The organism is Secundilactobacillus paracollinoides DSM 15502 = JCM 11969 (assembly GCF_001311135.1).
Taxonomy (GTDB): Bacteria; Bacillota; Bacilli; order Lactobacillales; family Lactobacillaceae; genus Secundilactobacillus; species Secundilactobacillus paracollinoides.
This window is the reverse complement of sequence record NZ_BBAG01000023.1, coordinates 31,473-46,557: the sequence shown is the minus strand read 5'-3', so window position 1 is coordinate 46,557 and position 15,085 is coordinate 31,473. Positions and strand designations below refer to the sequence as shown.

Below are 15,085 nucleotides of genomic sequence, written 5' to 3'. Positions count from 1 at the left end.
TTCGATTTAAAAATTAAATAGCCGCAAAAAAACAAGCGTCACCTGGATACCATTTCCGGTGACGCTTGTTTTTGTACGGTTATAGGTATTCCCTATCATACACGTTAAGAAATAAGACTTATATATCTTAGGCTAGTGTTGGTACACTTGTGGGAGTTTATGGTTTGTTGGTTTATGTTTGGAAAATTTTCTGGGGCAGGCTCGCTGCCCTCATATAGCTGAAACGTGCTCCAGGAGGCAAGGGGCTACTGCATAAGCCAACTCTGGCAAAAAATCCAGGAACGGGATTTTCTGCCAGAGTTGGCTTATGCTCCGCCCCTTAAACGCCTCCTTCCGCACTCTACGCATACTTATGCGCAATCTTAGCCCCTGCCGCCGCAGCCACCGCAGCATGATGTCATCCAGGAACGTATTGACGCCTTCGTCTTTAACCGTATCTAATTCCTTCAGGATGCCTTGTTTTTCGCGGTCCAGGTAGCCGAAGTTGGTTGAAGCGATCTTGCCGTATATCCCTGAGATACCACCTTCTGCTAGGAGTTCATCGACGCCGAACACGCCTGAGTCGTTTTCCACGATGGACTGCAGCGGTTCTGGGAGCTGGCGGGTCGTTGCCAGTTGGTCCAGCGCGATGCCGACCATGGCGTTGTTCATAACTTCCCGTTTGTGGAGCACGTCGATCACGGCGTCGACGGCTTCTGGCCGGGTCAGTTCCGGCTCGTATTTCAGCTGCATCGAATAGGTGATGTCAGCAATGTCTTCAATATGAATGGCTTTTGATTCAAAATAATCCACCATGAATTTGTAGGCGGCGGTGTCTGGGTACTTAAAGTTTTTGTTATTCAAACTCATCATCCCTTCTTTTAATAAACAGTGTACCAATGATTTATGAAAAATGGCATGGGCTTTTAATAATTTAGCCATGAATTCCCAACGATACCGCATTAAATCTGGTATCATTAAGGCTAAGATTTACCACTAGAGAACGCAGGGGCAATGAGAATGAGAAGAGGAAACTGGCTGGTGGCTGCGCTATTAATGCTGAGTTTAACGGGCTGTCATGCGCCGCATACATCAGGCGCAGCTAATCAGCAAAATGAGCATCAACAGCGCCCCCACGGTGATATTGATGGCATTAAGTTGCGCCAATGGGTGTTGCCGAACTTCAATAAAACGATGCAAACGACCGACCAGCTGGTGGCCGATGCCAGCAATCACAGTCAGGTGCCAGCAAGTCTAGGCGATGACCTGGATGACTATAGCCACGAGCGTGAAGCCGTGATCGATTACTTTGAGGATTATCGTGGCCACAATATTACGGTCGGAACAGCCGCTGTCTACGATTGTGATGAGCTGGTAACGGTTGCTCAGGACGTGGACCGCGCGAGTCGCCACCATGAGTCGTTGAAGGTTCCGCTTCAGCAGTACACGACGGCACGTCAGGCACTGCTAACGGATGAAGCAACGATCAACCGCTTGTCAAACTATTCATAAGGTAGTTACTAAACTTAGGTAAGTAACCATGGTAAAATGACCGTACTAATTAATGAGAGAAGAGGATCAACATTGGGTGTTATTCGAATTCATAACTTACGCTTTCACACCTTTAACGGGGTGTTGCCGGAAGAACGGCGCAACGGTCAGCAGCTCGCCATTGACGTGGCGTTGACCTACCCGATCGAAGCGCGCGTTCAGCATGATGAGCTGAACGAAACGATCAGTTACGCGGATGTGCGCGAGACCATCGACACCTTCGTGAACACGCACTCGTACAAGCTGATCGAGTCGCTGGCCAATGAACTGTTGAAAAAAATTTTGACGGATTATCCAACAACGACGCACGTGAACTTGAAGATTCGTAAATACAGCGTGCCGATGCCGGGTATTTTTGATGACGTTGAGATTGAGGTCGCCGGCGATCAGGTCGTTAATAATCAGGTATTAGGCAGTCTTGCCTCGGGTGATGAAAAATGACGGAACAGGTTTATTTGAGTATTGGGTCAAATATGGGTGATCAGCTGGCGAATCTCAACGCCGCAGTGCAGCGCTTAGCTGGCCAGCCAGATATTACGGTGACCGCGGTATCATCGGTCTACGAAACCGAACCGTGGGGCAAGCGGGATCAGGCCAACTTCTACAACATTGCAGTGGCACTGACAACTCGTTTAGACCCCGACTCGCTGTTGACGGTCCTGCACGACATCGAACAGTCGCTGCATCGTCAACGGCTCGTTCACTGGGGACCGCGCACCGTGGATCTTGATATTATTTATTGGGGCGACCGTGACATACATACTGTCGATCTCACGGTCCCGCACCCCCACGCCGCTGAACGCAACTTTGTGTTGCTGCCGATTCAGGAAATCGCTGGTGACGACACTGCCACGGCACAACGGGTGGCGCAGGCCTTGGCTCAAAAGACAGATGAGAGTTGGATACGAAAATTAGAAGGTGTGACGATAGCTTATGATTGATAAGACAAATCAGGAAAAGATTGAAAAGGCGGTACGGATGATCTTGGAAGCCGTTGGTGAGGACCCGGACCGCCCAGGATTAGTAGAAACGCCAGCGCGAGTTGCGCGCAGTTATGGCGAAATTTTTTCATCATTAAATGCGCCGGCTTTTGATAACTATAAGCTGTTTCCAGTCGAAGAAACGACCGAAATGGTGCTTATCAAGGACATTCCGTTCTATTCCATGTGTGAACACCACCTGCTGCCTTTCTTTGGCACGGTGCACGTTGCCTACGTGCCAGACCACAATCGGGTCATGGGACTTAGCAAGATTCCACGCCTGATCGACTACTGCGCTAAACGGCCCAACGTTCAGGAACGGCTGACGGTCAACATTGCCAAGGAGCTAACCCGGATACTGGATCCTAAAGGGGTTGCCGTTTCGATTTCCGCCCGTCACATGTGTATGGAAATGCGCGGCGTGGAAAAGACCGGCAGTCAAACAGAATCCAGTTACTACACGGGTACGTTCAAGACGGATACTGCGCTCAAACAGGAATTTCTGCAACGCATTAACGGGTGATCACACATGGCGACAGAATCGGAAATTCATGAGTTATACACGCAGCTGATCGACCAGTTTAACCAGGCACGGCTCGTTGGCGATGCTAACCGGGTGCCGCTGTTGAAGAAAATCGTGGCTGCACTTGGGCATCCCGACCAGACCTACCACATCATCCACATTGCGGGGACGAATGGTAAGGGTTCGACGGGGGCCATGTTGGGCGCCGTCCTTGAACAGCAGGGGTACCGGGTGGGTCGTTTCAGCAGTCCCGCCATTTTAAACGATCGCGAACAGATTCAGCTCAACCACGAGTGGATCAGTGAAGCGGCGTTTATCGACAGCTATGAGGAGATCAAACCCGTCGTGACCCGAATGGGGATTCCACTGGACGGCATTTCAATCTTTGAATGGCAGTTTTTAGTGACCCTGATCTGGTTTAAAAATGAACGAGTGGATTATGCCATCTTGGAAGCTGGGTTAGGCGGGTTGACGGATGCGACGAACGCCATTAGTGCGCCGCAACTCACGATCTTTACCAAAATTGCATTAGATCACATGGCCATTTTAGGCGATACGATCACCAAAATCGCAACACAAAAGTCAAAGATCATTAAGCCGGGCACGACTGTCGTGACGCTGGCCTCGCAGGATGAAGCAGCGATGCAGGTCTTGCAGGCGGAGGCTGATCGACAGGGCGTGAAACTGATCGCACCTCAGACAACCGTAACTGATGCCAAAACGGGCTTAGTAAATCTTCAGCAACGCTGACCAGTGACGTCTTTAATTGGCCAGCATTGCAAGTGAACGTTACTGGGACGTTTCAGTATCAAAATTTAACGCTGGTTCTGACCGCCATTGCGGTCTTGCGTCAGCAGCACGTAGGACTTTCAGATAAGTCGGTTAAAGATGGTTTATTGGCAGTGCATTTGCCCGGCCGTTTCACCCGATTATCTGAAACGCCACTCGTATACGCAGATGTCGCCCACAATCCTGACGGGATGACTGGGCTGGTCAATAGTATTCGAGCAATTGATTCGAAACCTGATGTGACGTGGATTCTCGGTGTGCTGGCAGATAAGGCTGTGGCGTCTATGCTGACTAGTTTGTTGCCTACTGCAAGGGCAATCTATACCGTAACACCTGACAACCCGCAACGGGCGTTACCGGCGCAACAATTAGCAGCTGATATTGCCGCCTTGTATCCAACTGTTTCCGTTCGCGTGATGCCGGATATGCCAACTGCTTGGCAGACAGTTCACCAAGCCAAAATAAACGGGCCAATAGTTGTCAGTGGCTCCTTTTACGTGGTTCGCGAACTCGTTGAAATGGGGGTGGCCCTAGATGACTGACTGGTTGATTGCGTCTAATAATCGCTATAAAACGGCTGACCTAATCGCCTGCCTTAACCTGGTAGGCATCACTGCTAAACCTTACACGGATGACTGGTCACCGCTGACCTTTCCCGTTGAAACCACCGCCAGTTACGCGGACAATGCCCGGTTGAAAGCCCAGTTTCTCGCCCAGGTTACCGGCGAACCGGTGATTGCGGATGATAGCGGCATTGAAGTGCCCTACCTTGGCGACAAACTAGGCGTCACAACGAAGCGGTACCTCCAGCAGGATGCGCAGCACAGCGCTAACGAAACGTTGCTACTGGCGTTGACCGATGCGCCAGAAAATGAGCGTACCGCCACGATGACCTGCACGCTCTGTGCCGTTTTCCCTGACAAAGAACCGGTCATGGCGAACGGCTCAGTTGACGGGGTGATTGCTCTAGCTGAACGCGGGATGTATTCATCAGGTTTTGATAAATTATTTGAACTCACGGCTAGGCATCAAACCTTAGCCGAGCTGACTGACGATGTTCGGTTGCCACTCACGCACCGCGGCCAGGCTGCCAGACAGCTTGCCCAGGCATTACAAAAGAGAGAAGGAAAATGACCATGCAACTTCATGACCTTACCAAAGAATTAGGTACCCAGGCGACTTTGCCAGCCAAGCGCTGTTCAAACTGGCCCAAACGCAAACGCTGATCCAACTTCAATTCAGTGACGTGACCAGTGCTCAGACAGCCGTTTTAGAGCGTCGCTACGCCAATTTGATGCTTCTGTTACCCACAAGGGGACGACGGTGACCACGCTGCTCACCTACGAAGCAACCAAGCAGCTGAGTGACAACTGGCTAACGTGGTTCCCCGGTGAACAGGAAGCCGATAAGCAGCTGACCAACGTGCTGGCAAGTTATGAACTTGGCTGGCAGGCCAATGATTTTCAATTTGAACTGCGCGAAAAGCCCATGATCTACGCCATCATGAACATCACGCCAGACTCCTTTTACGATGGCGGCCGCTACACGACTGAAGAAGCCGTTAGTGCCCACATTGCCGAAATGGTCGAAGCGGGTGCCGACCTCATTGAGGTAAACGGTCAAACGACCCGACCTGCTACACTGAAGTGACGCCGGAAGTGGAGATTGAACGCACGATTCCGTACATCAAACAGATCAAACAGCTTTACCCAGACATGGCCGTTGGTATCGACACTTACAAACTGCCCGTGATGAAGGCCGCTATTGATGCTGGTGTTGACGTGATCAACGATGTGAACAGCTTTACGGATGATCCGGAAAAACTGCCCTATTTAGCTCAGCAGCGGGTTGGTTTACTCACCATGTTAAATGGCGCGGGAACGACTTTACAAACCTGTCAGAAGAAATGCATACCTTTTTTGAAGACAACATTAAAGCCATTACGGATGCTGGAGTGGCCTTTGACCGCATCGCTTTGGATCAAGGTATCGGTTACTCCAAACTGCCTGACAGCAAGCAGGATTTCGTCATGATGCGCAACGTTGACCAGTTCAACGACCTCAACCGGCCAATGATGGTCGCCGTGTCACGGAAGGGCTTCTACAAGCAGCTGCTGGGCCTGGAAAAGGACGACCGGCTGCCAATGACCCTCATCACTGAAACCGAAATGATGCTGAAGGGCGGCCGGATCATCCGCGTTCATGACGTTGAAGAGACGCGGCAGATGATTACGTTTTTGAATGAGATTGAGAAGGGGCACTGGTTAGCTTAGGATAGTGCTCTTCTTTCGTTGCATTCTGCAATTTGGCACGGAGTCGTAGTGGCTCGCGATGAAGCTAATTCGATTGTCGCTGTGCGCCACTCGAATGGATCTTCATCGTCTCGCACATCAGTAACCGACCAAAGAACGGTCGCTAACTGATGTCGACACCACGACTCCGTGCCAAATTGCTGCATTCCACTGACTGTGAGCTCACTTTCACGCTAGATAAATATCGAAAAACAGTCAAAGACGGTTTGTAGAGAATCCGCACTTGACCGCTGGTAAGCCCATTGATAGCAATGCTTCATTCAACGTGGCACAGTGCCACTTGTTAGTAACAGCATTTAACTAGTAGTGTGGGTCTGCTATGGCACAATAATCATCAATGTTACCCTAGTCCACAATGTAGCGGAGTGGAGCCGGTCGGCATTGCAGGCAGTAGTGTCGGTGTTTGTAGGCGAGGGTTCCGTCCTCGCCTACAAACACGGGAGACGGAGGAGATCCTTGAATTTCTGACAAGAAATTCAATAGCTCCGGAGTGACCCACTACAGCCTGCAGAGCCGACCGGCGCAACGGAGCGGCATCTGTTTTTTGAATTACATTTCCGAAACGTGCTACTTGCATCCTTTCACACTCTTAAAATTAAAATACAATTAGTATTGACGCACTATGATTAATATGTTTTAATGTAAACAACATTTACTAGAAGGGAACGAATGATGATGACAAAGACTTTGACCAAAGTTAATGCGTATTATTACGGCTACTACTTTAGTTAGCGTCCGCAGCAAGAAGCGGACGCCTAACCACGCGTTCGCGTCTAAAGCTAAGCCGTCAATTTGTCGAGCCAGCTAGACGTGAAGTTCTAGCCGGTACTAGTCATTTATTCCGTTTACGGATAAAACACTAACCAGCTAGGATATCATCTAGCTGGTTTTTTCTTTACCAAAAACAAGGAGTGAGCGGAAATGTCAAATTCTCAGAAACGTATCTTATCAATATGCCTCTACCTGAACTACTTGGTTCACGGGTTTGGGCTGATCATCCTTACACAAAATATGCAGTCACTCGGGCACTTTTGGGGGGTTCCGATTGCTACGGTATCCTACGTGGTTTCCGGTATCGGCATTGGCCGGCTGCTTGCCTACTTCGTGTTTGGCTACCTCTCAGACCGGTTTGGCCGTAAGTTTCTGATCTACGTTGGCGTTTTCTCCTACCTGATTTTCTTCCTGGGCATGCCATTCGTGAAGAACATTCAGTTGGCTTACCTGTTTGCCATTATGCTGGGATCGCCAACTCAGCGCTAGATTCTGGAACGTACCCGACCTTCGTTGAAATGGGCGGCAAATCCAGTGCTTCAAACGTCTTCATCAAGGCCTTCATGTCAGTGGGAGAATTCATCCTGCCACTGCTGGTTGCAACGCTTGATACTGAGAAAATGTGGTTTGGCTGGTCCTTCATGGTCGCTGCTGTGATTTTAGCTGCTAACTTCTTCTTATTAAATCGAGTGACCTTCCCGAAACGGAATCAAGTTGATGAAGCCGCTGAGTTGACCCAGGAACAGTTATCACGGCCTAAGAAATGGATCGCCACCGCAGCGTTGTCCATTTACGGGTACACCAGCATGGCCATCATGATCCTGTTTACCCAGTGGATCACGATGTTTGCCACCAACGAGCTCAACTACAGCGCGCTGGTTGGCCACGGCCTGCTTTCACTTTACAGTATCGGTTCTATCTCTGGCGTTATCGTGACTTTCGCACTCCTGCGCCGGCAAGTTTCTGAAACGGGTCTGCTGGTGATCAACAACGCGTTGTCACTCGTTGCCCTGATTATTCTATGTACAACATCGATTCAATGGTTGTCCGCCGCAGTCTGCTTCGTCTTTGGCTTCACAGCCGCTGGCGGTATGATGCAGGTGGCCTTAAACATCTTCTTGCGGATCTACCCGAAACACAAGGGGCTGGTTACCGGGACCTACTTCACGTTTGGCAGTATCGCCACATTTACCGTGCCCGTTGTCACCGGTTGGCTTTCTAAACAAAGCATCGCCCGCGCCATGGACGCCGACATCATCGTTGGGATCCTCGGCACCATTGTCGTTTTACTGGTTGCAATGACCGTTGGCCGGCAAGCGTCACTGGCAACTGCCCGCAAGCAGATCAATCATTTGGACAAAGATATCGTTAAACTCTTGGCAAAACGCTTCGATGCTGTCACCATGGTCAATGAGGCCAAGCGTGCTACAAATTTGCCGGTAATGGATCACGGTCGCGAAGACCAAGTGCTCAAACGCGTCGCTGAAAACGATCCAAACCCGGAAACGCGCGCCTACATGCAAGACATTTACACGCACATCATACGTAACTCGCGTGAGTACCAAGCAAAATTGACGACTGAAAAGGCACTGAAGGACAAGGACACGGTCAAGCACGACAAACCGTTGCCTGCTTCTAGCCAATTGACAAATAAGTAACGGAAAGGGATCACACAACTATGAACTACTTAACTGCAGGAGAATCACACGGCCCACAGCTGACCGGTATAATTGAAGGCTTACCCGCTGGCCTGACGCTAGATATCGATGGCATTAACGCCCAATTGGCAGCCCGTCAAGGCGGCTACGGTCGTGGTAATCGGCAAAAGATTGAACACGATGAAGTCACCATTGTTGGCGGCGTTCGCCATAAGATCACGTTAGGATCGCCAATTGCGCTAGTCGTCAACAACCGGGATCACGCGCACTGGTCAGAGATCATGGATCCGATTGCTGGCGAAACGGCTGCTAACTCTGTCCGAAAGGTTGAACGGCCACGTCCTGGTCACGCTGACCTTGTTGGCGGGATGAAGTACGGCCACCGCGACCTGCGAAACGTGCTGGAACGCTCATCCGCTCGTGAAACTACGATCCGTGTCGCAATCGGGGCGGTCTGCAAGCAGTTCCTTGAACAACTTGGCATCAAGCTTGTCGGGTACGTGCAACAGATCGGGCCAGTGAAGGCGGATGATCAATCCCCATTAAACGTGGCCGATATTGAAAATACCATTTTAGCAAACGACTTACGAATCGTTGAACCAGATAAGGTTGAAGAAATTCACGACCTCATTGATAAGACGAAGAAGGATGGCGACACCCTTGGCGGCATTATCCGGGTGGTTGCCACCAACGTGCCTGCTGGCTTAGGCAGTTACATCAGCTGGGATACGAAGCTTGATGCGAAGCTAGCCGCCGCCGTCGTTGGCGTCAACGCCATGAAGGGGGTTGAAATCGGTGATGGGTTCACCGCTGCGACGAGTTTCGGCAGCGACGTCATGGATGAGATCGACTGGCACGATGGCGATGGATTTGACCGCGAATCCGACCACCTTGGTGGCTTTGAAGGCGGGATGACCAACGGGATGCCAATCATTATCAAGACAGCAATGAAGCCAATTCCAACGCTGTACAAGCCGTTACAGTCCGTTGATGTTGAAACCAAAGAAGTTAAGAAAGCCAACGTTGAACGCTCGGACACCACAGCCATTGTGCCGGCTTCAATCGTGATTGAAAGCGTCGTTGCTATCGAACTCGCTAAAGCCATCACCGACACGTTTGATGGTAGCAATATGGATCGTTTGAAGAAACAACTTGCTGACTACCGCGAAGAACTGAAAAACTTCTAGGCAGATTGGTGTTCAAACGAGTGGTGATGGGGTATCTTACCTATTAATACTTGTTTGAGATAGATTTAATAGTCCGTTGCATTGCGTCATTTGGCACTCCATCGTTGTGGCTCGCGAATGAGCTAACTCGATTTCTGCTGCGCAGCTCTCGAGTGGATCTCATTCGACTCGCATATCAGTAACCGACCAAAGAACGGTCGCTAACTGATATCGACACCACGGTTCCGTGCCAAATGACTCCATTCCACTCAGAGTGAGCTAACTTTGTTTTCTAGTTAAGTATCGAAACACAGTCAAAGACGGTTTGTAGAGAATCCGCCCTCGACTGCTGGGAAGCCCATTGATAGCAATGCTTCGGATGTTGCTTCACTCTGTGTTACCAACTAAATACCACTTTTGAAGCGTAACACTATGTTGCGGTGCTGTGAGATGTTGACTAGTCCGCAACGCAGCGGCAGTTAAAGCAATAATTAAACTCATGAAAAAAATCTAGTAATTAAATTCATTGGAGGCACCAGATTGAAAACACTGAACGGAAAACCAAGCGCTGGCTTACACGGGACCCTCGTGGTGCCAGGCGACAAGAGTATTTCTCATCGGGGCATCATGCTCGGTGCCATTAGCGAAGGAACGACGCACCTGTCGCACTTTCTCACATCAGCTGACTGTTTATCAACGTTAGCGGCGTTCCAGCAACTGGGCGTGCAGATCGAACGTGATGATCAGGAAGTGACCATTCATGGTGTGGGTCTGCACGGCCTGCAAGCCAGCGCACAACCGCTAGATATGGGCAACTCGGGGACGACTACCCGACTAATTTCTGGCCTGTTAGCAGGACGGTCGTTTACCAGTACTTTGATTGGTGACGCTTCCCTGTCAAAACGGCCCATGAAACGGGTCAGTGTGCCGCTTGGTGAGATGGGCGCGCAGATTGCAACCACTGACGGCCATTTGCCAATGACCATCACCGGCAGTCAGCTTCACAGTGTGACTTACCAGCTGCAAGTTGCCAGCGCGCAGGTTAAAAGTGCACTGATCCTGGCTGCGTTACAGGCTGATCAGCCAAGCACGTTTGTCGAACAGCTACCAACGCGAGACCACACGGAACGGATGCTGACGCAGTTTGGCGGGGATATCACCACCGCTACTGATGGCGTCACCATTACCGTTCAGCCGCAACCACATCTGACTGGCCAAACCATGACGGTGCCCGGCGACATGTCATCCGCAGCGTTTTTTATGGTTGCAGCGAGCCTGGTACCAAACTCTAAGATCACCCTCAAAGACGTTGGGTTAAACAAGACACGGACTGGGCTGTTGGACATTCTGCAACGGATGGGCGGCAAGGTCACCATTGATGCGGAACCAACGGACGGTGAACCAATCGGCGACCTGACCATTGAAACGGCTGACCTGCACCCCATCACTATTGGTGCGGCAGAGATTCCTGCTGTGATCGATGAACTGCCGTTAGTCGCCTTACTGGCAGCTAAGGCGGATGGCGTCAGCCGGATCACCGGCGCCGAAGAACTTCGGGTCAAGGAAACAGACCGCATTGCCGCCATCGTTCAGGAATTCAAGAAATTGGGCATCAACATTGAAGAACTGCCGGACGGTTTTGTAATCGATGGTCGAACCCCTTGGCACGTCACAGACACACAGTTAGGCGCCCACGATGACCACCGAATCGGATGGTGCTTGGTGTTGCTGGCTTACTGGTGGACCAACCACTTGAACTGGCCGGTGCCGACAGTGTCCGCATTTCCTACCCTGAATTTTTCGACGACCTAGACACATTGTTACCAAAGGAGTGACGCGATGACGACGGTATTTATCAGCGGCTTGGGACTGATTGGCAGTTCCTTGGCCCGCATTATTAAACAGGGCGACACTGACGTGACAGTGTTAGGTGCCGACCCGAACGACGACACCAGCCAGTTTCTGCTGGCCCAGGGCGTGATCGATGACTGCACAACGTTTGCTGAAGGCAGCGTTCAAGCAGATGTCATCATTCTAGCTGGACCCGTTTCCGTTATCACGACACAACTTGCAGAACTGGCAACCTTATCACTTAAGTCATCGGTACTAGTCACGGATGTCGGCAGCACAAAACGCCAGGTCATGGCGGCTGCTAAACTCGTCCAGGATAAGGGGATTGCGTTCATGGGCGGGCACCCGATGGCGGGCTCCCACGAAACTGGGGGTCGCGCTGGTCGGGCCAACTTGTTTGATGGTGCGGTCTACTTTATCGTCAACGGCACGCAGCGGCTGGAACAGCGACAATTGTTTCAACGGCTCCTCGCCCCGGCACAGTTACGCTGGGTCACTATTGACGCTGACGAACACGACCGTTTAGTCAGCCAGATCAGCCACGTGCCGCACGTACTGGCAGCTACGCTGATCAACACGGCGGCAGATGAATTAAAAAACGATCCTGTTGGGCTGAAAGCAGCTGCTGGCGGATTTAAATCCACCACGCGCATCGCCGCGTCCGACCCCACCATGTGGACCGCTATCATGCTGAGCAATACCGAAGCCATCACGTCACAATTAGATGCCTATATCACTAACTTAACCACGATCAAAGCCGCCATTGCAGCGGGAGATAAAACGACGATCCACGACTTTTTTGACCAGGCGCAACGCACGCGCCAACACCTTGACCACACCACTGAGGAGGGGTAACTTATGAAAGCAATTCTAGTAGGATTCATGGGCAGCGGCAAAACCACTGTCGGCCAACTTTTAGCAGAACAGCTACATACGACCCAGAGCGATTTGGACGATCTCGTGATCCAACACGCTGGCAAGTCGATCCAAGATATTTTTGACGAAGACGGTGAGTTTGCCTTTCGCCGCATGGAACACGAAGTTTTGGAAGACGCACTGAACAACACCGAGGGCATCTTGTCCACGGGTGGCGGCACGCCGGTTCAAGCGGCCAACTTTGAGCTGCTCAAGGAGAGTGATGTGCCCGTTATCTTGTTAAATGTCAAACCAGAAACCATCATGGCACGGTTAGCGGGCGACAACGTTCGACCACTCGTTAAAAAATTAGGGCTCGACGGGTTAGCTGGTTTGAAGGCCCAACGCGACTCGCGCTACCATAACGTGAGTGACGTTGAAATTGAAACGGACAACCTGACACCAGAAGAGGTCGTTGCCGCCATTCGTCGATTTCACCAATTTGAATTAGACGACCAAGCCGACATTAGCTAACATGGAACACATCACGTTGCCACTGGTGCTCAACAAGGCGATTAAACAGCGTTACGCCGATGGCACCAGCCTCTCCTACGTTGTTACCCGCAACCCTTTTGAAGCGACCCAGTACGGTGTTCATTTGGACCTGCTGGACAAACGCGGGAAAGTTTATCATAAAACTGAAGTCTATTTCGATCCCGGTCAACTCATTTCCCACCCCTTTGAAGTCAACGGTGGGGCGTTCGAACTGGAATTGAAACCTAAATCGTGAGGTCTCTTTTTGAGGGGCCTTTTTTATTTTGGAGATGGTCGTGATAGTCCGTTGCACTCCGCAATTTGGCACTCCGTGTGGTGGCTCGCGACTGAGCTAACTCGATTTCCACTGCGTGGCTCTCGAGTGGATCTCAGTCGTCTCGCATGTCACTAAATGGCCAAAGAACGGCCATCAAGTGACATCGACACCACAGCTCCGTGCCAAATTGCTGCGTTCCACTAACAGTGTGCTGACTATAAAGGTCGGTTAAACATCATAATAGATTCAACACGAGTTTGTAGATTATCCGCGCTCGACTGCTTGTTGCATTCGGCTTGTGAACCTGTGTAGCGACGTTATCTATTTTCAAAATTGACGGTAACAATCAATAATTTCTTTCACCGGTAGCGATTTGTGGGGAAGCGAAAACTCACATGATTTTGATAAATAAAGGACATATTTAATAATAATGTTTTGTATCTTAAACTTAATTTTTGACATGTAAAACGAACGAGTTCTTAAAATGCGTTAAAAACTTGTAAAAGTTTTGAAAATACCCTTGGTTTTGAAAGCATAAAGCGTTACACTAACAAACGGAAATTAGTTTAGTGGGTCAGACCACTGGGCATTTAAATTAAAGGAGCGATTAAGTAATGAAAAAAATGGCTGTCGTTACTGCCAGTTTGGTTGCAGCGTTTGGGTTAATGGGTTTGGGTGCCGCATCATACACCTCACAAACAACTGCTAATGCTGCTACGACTTCAACGAGTCCTACCATCTCAGTGAACACGATCTACAACAACTCAACCAAGGTTACTGGTAAGGCCACTAAGGGTGTTGCCGTTGTTATCCGCAATGCTAAGAACAAGACCATTGCTAAGGGTACTGCCTCATCTTCAACTGGTGCTTACAGCGTTAAGTTACCATCAACTGAAAAGACGGGTACTAAGCTCTACGTATACGCCCACAACAACAAGACTGGTCGTTACTTCTACCGGATCATGACGGTTAAGGCTGCTTCAACGAAGTCCAGCACAACGTCATCCTCTACTTCAAGTAAGACCACTAGCACCAGCTCATCAAGCTCAAGCAAGTCAACGAGCTCAGCTGCTAGCTTCAAGATCTCTACCCCTACAGGTACTTGGAAGAGCGCCACTTACAAGGGTTGGGCTATTCAATACACCTTCAGCCAAAAGACCGGTTTAACTGAAAAGGTGACTTACGGCAAGAAGACTGCTTACCCAGTGAAGTACGCTACTTACAGTGTCACTACTAAGACACCAACCTTCTGGAAGATCAATGTTACCCCTAAGACGGGCAGCAAGTCATCCTTCTACATGCGGTTTACTGCTAAGAACAAGTTCGTCATTGTTAACAGCAAGAACCAAGTCATCAAGGCTTCAGTTGGTAAGGCCCCTGCAGCAAACTACACTTACACCTTACAAAAATAATGCGGCATTCATGCCACTAAAAAACGTCCAAACCAGAAATGGCTTGGGCGTTTTTAATTTTTTGAATTTGAAAGCTTGATGGGTATCTCCGTTGCATTGCGCGGTTTGGCACTCCGTCATCGTGGCTCGCGATGAAGCTAATTCAGCTGTCGCTGTGCGCCATCTGAATGGATCTCCATCGACTCGCACATCAGTAACCGACCCAAGAACGGTCGCTAACTGATGTCGACACCATGACTCCGTGCCAAATCGCTCCATTCCACTAACAGTCAGATTGCTTTTTACACCAAGCTAAGCATCATCAACGCAGTCAAAGCCAGTTTGCAGATTATCCGCCCTCGACTGCTAATTCGACAATTGTCAGGGGACGCTGGAGGTTACAGATTGAGAATCCATTCGATGCCCTGCTCTCACCGAGGTAACGAAAC

Annotated in this window: 17 protein-coding genes and 2 pseudogenes; 18 read left to right on the top strand and 1 reads right to left on the bottom strand. The window is 50.1% G+C overall.

Features of this window, described 5'->3' with window-relative positions; all coding sequences use genetic code 11:
- Positions 1-340: 340 nt before the first annotated feature.
- Positions 341-843 (bottom strand): annotated as a pseudogene (locus tag JCM11969_RS08985) (phosphatidylglycerophosphatase A family protein).
- 156 nt (positions 844-999) lie between these two features.
- On the opposite strand from JCM11969_RS08985, the gene JCM11969_RS08980 reads away from it, so the two are divergent.
- The 18 genes and pseudogenes from JCM11969_RS08980 (at position 1,000) to JCM11969_RS08915 (ending at position 14,657) form a co-directional block, all read left to right on the top strand.
- On the top strand, positions 1,000-1,491 hold the full coding sequence (locus JCM11969_RS08980; protein WP_156319318.1) for a hypothetical protein: 492 nt from the start codon (positions 1,000-1,002) through the stop codon (positions 1,489-1,491).
- A gap of 72 nt (positions 1,492-1,563) precedes the next feature.
- Positions 1,564-1,971, top strand: a complete 408-nt coding sequence (gene folB / locus JCM11969_RS08975) for a dihydroneopterin aldolase (RefSeq protein ID WP_082409244.1) — start codon at positions 1,564-1,566, stop codon at positions 1,969-1,971.
- Positions 1,968-2,471 (top strand): 2-amino-4-hydroxy-6-hydroxymethyldihydropteridine diphosphokinase, encoded by a 504-nt coding sequence (folK, locus tag JCM11969_RS08970; protein ID WP_054710630.1) that lies wholly within the window; start codon positions 1,968-1,970, stop codon positions 2,469-2,471. The genes folB and folK overlap by 4 nt, the downstream gene beginning before the upstream one ends.
- Positions 2,464-3,033 carry a GTP cyclohydrolase I FolE gene (gene folE / locus JCM11969_RS08965; protein WP_054710628.1) on the top strand — a complete coding sequence of 190 codons (570 nt, stop codon included), beginning with the start codon at positions 2,464-2,466 and terminating at the stop codon, positions 3,031-3,033. Before folK ends, folE begins: the two co-directional genes overlap by 8 nt.
- 6 nt (positions 3,034-3,039) lie before the next feature.
- Positions 3,040-3,783 (top strand): bifunctional folylpolyglutamate synthase/dihydrofolate synthase, encoded by a 744-nt coding sequence (locus tag JCM11969_RS18960; RefSeq protein WP_225353206.1) that lies wholly within the window; start codon positions 3,040-3,042, stop codon positions 3,781-3,783.
- A 32-nt stretch (positions 3,784-3,815) separates the two neighbouring features.
- The gene (locus JCM11969_RS18955; RefSeq protein WP_225353205.1) at positions 3,816-4,364 is read left to right on the top strand and encodes a glutamate ligase domain-containing protein; all 549 of its coding nucleotides are present in this window, start codon (positions 3,816-3,818) and stop codon (positions 4,362-4,364) included.
- Positions 4,357-4,956: a non-canonical purine NTP pyrophosphatase gene (locus JCM11969_RS08955; protein ID WP_054710626.1), complete on the top strand. Its 600-nt coding sequence runs from the start codon at positions 4,357-4,359 to the stop codon at positions 4,954-4,956. The genes JCM11969_RS18955 and JCM11969_RS08955 overlap by 8 nt, the downstream gene beginning before the upstream one ends.
- Before the next feature lie 189 nt (positions 4,957-5,145).
- The gene (locus JCM11969_RS19865) at positions 5,146-5,472 is read left to right on the top strand and encodes a dihydropteroate synthase (protein WP_263850041.1); all 327 of its coding nucleotides are present in this window, start codon (positions 5,146-5,148) and stop codon (positions 5,470-5,472) included.
- Positions 5,473-5,480: 8 nt separating this feature from the next.
- The gene (locus JCM11969_RS19860) at positions 5,481-5,855 is read left to right on the top strand and encodes a dihydropteroate synthase (protein WP_263850040.1); all 375 of its coding nucleotides are present in this window, start codon (positions 5,481-5,483) and stop codon (positions 5,853-5,855) included.
- Positions 5,753-6,094 carry a dihydropteroate synthase gene (locus JCM11969_RS19855; protein WP_263850042.1) on the top strand — a complete coding sequence of 114 codons (342 nt, stop codon included), beginning with the start codon at positions 5,753-5,755 and terminating at the stop codon, positions 6,092-6,094. Before JCM11969_RS19860 ends, JCM11969_RS19855 begins: the two co-directional genes overlap by 103 nt.
- A gap of 960 nt (positions 6,095-7,054) precedes the next feature.
- Positions 7,055-7,393 (top strand): MFS transporter, encoded by a 339-nt coding sequence (locus JCM11969_RS20710; RefSeq protein WP_439709737.1) that lies wholly within the window; start codon positions 7,055-7,057, stop codon positions 7,391-7,393.
- A gap of 29 nt (positions 7,394-7,422) precedes the next feature.
- Positions 7,423-8,562 (top strand): MFS transporter, encoded by a 1,140-nt coding sequence (locus JCM11969_RS08945; RefSeq protein WP_439709736.1) that lies wholly within the window; start codon positions 7,423-7,425, stop codon positions 8,560-8,562.
- A gap of 20 nt (positions 8,563-8,582) precedes the next feature.
- Positions 8,583-9,749 carry a chorismate synthase gene (gene aroC / locus JCM11969_RS08940; RefSeq protein ID WP_054710624.1) on the top strand — a complete coding sequence of 389 codons (1,167 nt, stop codon included), beginning with the start codon at positions 8,583-8,585 and terminating at the stop codon, positions 9,747-9,749.
- Between the two features lie 519 nt (positions 9,750-10,268).
- Positions 10,269-11,563 (top strand): annotated as a pseudogene (aroA, locus tag JCM11969_RS08935) (3-phosphoshikimate 1-carboxyvinyltransferase).
- Positions 11,564-11,567: 4 nt separating this feature from the next.
- Positions 11,568-12,434, top strand: a complete 867-nt coding sequence (locus tag JCM11969_RS08930) for a prephenate dehydrogenase (protein ID WP_054710622.1) — start codon at positions 11,568-11,570, stop codon at positions 12,432-12,434.
- Positions 12,435-12,437: 3 nt separating this feature from the next.
- On the top strand, positions 12,438-12,968 hold the full coding sequence (locus JCM11969_RS08925) for a shikimate kinase (RefSeq protein WP_054710620.1): 531 nt from the start codon (positions 12,438-12,440) through the stop codon (positions 12,966-12,968).
- A 1-nt stretch (position 12,969) separates the two neighbouring features.
- On the top strand, positions 12,970-13,224 hold the full coding sequence (locus JCM11969_RS08920) for a hypothetical protein (protein WP_054710618.1): 255 nt from the start codon (positions 12,970-12,972) through the stop codon (positions 13,222-13,224).
- A gap of 635 nt (positions 13,225-13,859) precedes the next feature.
- Entirely contained in the window at positions 13,860-14,657 is a 798-nt protein-coding gene (locus JCM11969_RS08915; protein ID WP_054710616.1) for an Ig-like domain-containing protein, read from the top strand.
- Positions 14,658-15,085: the final 428 nt, after the last annotated feature.

Coding starts and splice junctions, on each gene's coding strand:
- JCM11969_RS08980 (WP_156319318.1), top strand. CDS start 1,000: ATGAGAAGAGGAAACTGGCTGGTGGCTGCGCTATTAATGCTGAGTTTA.
- folK (WP_054710630.1), top strand. CDS start 1,968: ATGACGGAACAGGTTTATTTGAGTATTGGGTCAAATATGGGTGATCAG.
- folE (WP_054710628.1), top strand. CDS start 2,464: ATGATTGATAAGACAAATCAGGAAAAGATTGAAAAGGCGGTACGGATG.
- JCM11969_RS18960 (WP_225353206.1), top strand. CDS start 3,040: ATGGCGACAGAATCGGAAATTCATGAGTTATACACGCAGCTGATCGAC.
- JCM11969_RS08955 (WP_054710626.1), top strand. CDS start 4,357: ATGACTGACTGGTTGATTGCGTCTAATAATCGCTATAAAACGGCTGAC.
- JCM11969_RS20710 (WP_439709737.1), top strand. CDS start 7,055: ATGTCAAATTCTCAGAAACGTATCTTATCAATATGCCTCTACCTGAAC.
- JCM11969_RS08945 (WP_439709736.1), top strand. CDS start 7,423: ATGGGCGGCAAATCCAGTGCTTCAAACGTCTTCATCAAGGCCTTCATG.
- aroC (WP_054710624.1), top strand. CDS start 8,583: ATGAACTACTTAACTGCAGGAGAATCACACGGCCCACAGCTGACCGGT.
- JCM11969_RS08930 (WP_054710622.1), top strand. CDS start 11,568: ATGACGACGGTATTTATCAGCGGCTTGGGACTGATTGGCAGTTCCTTG.
- JCM11969_RS08925 (WP_054710620.1), top strand. CDS start 12,438: ATGAAAGCAATTCTAGTAGGATTCATGGGCAGCGGCAAAACCACTGTC.
- JCM11969_RS08920 (WP_054710618.1), top strand. CDS start 12,970: ATGGAACACATCACGTTGCCACTGGTGCTCAACAAGGCGATTAAACAG.
- JCM11969_RS08915 (WP_054710616.1), top strand. CDS start 13,860: ATGAAAAAAATGGCTGTCGTTACTGCCAGTTTGGTTGCAGCGTTTGGG.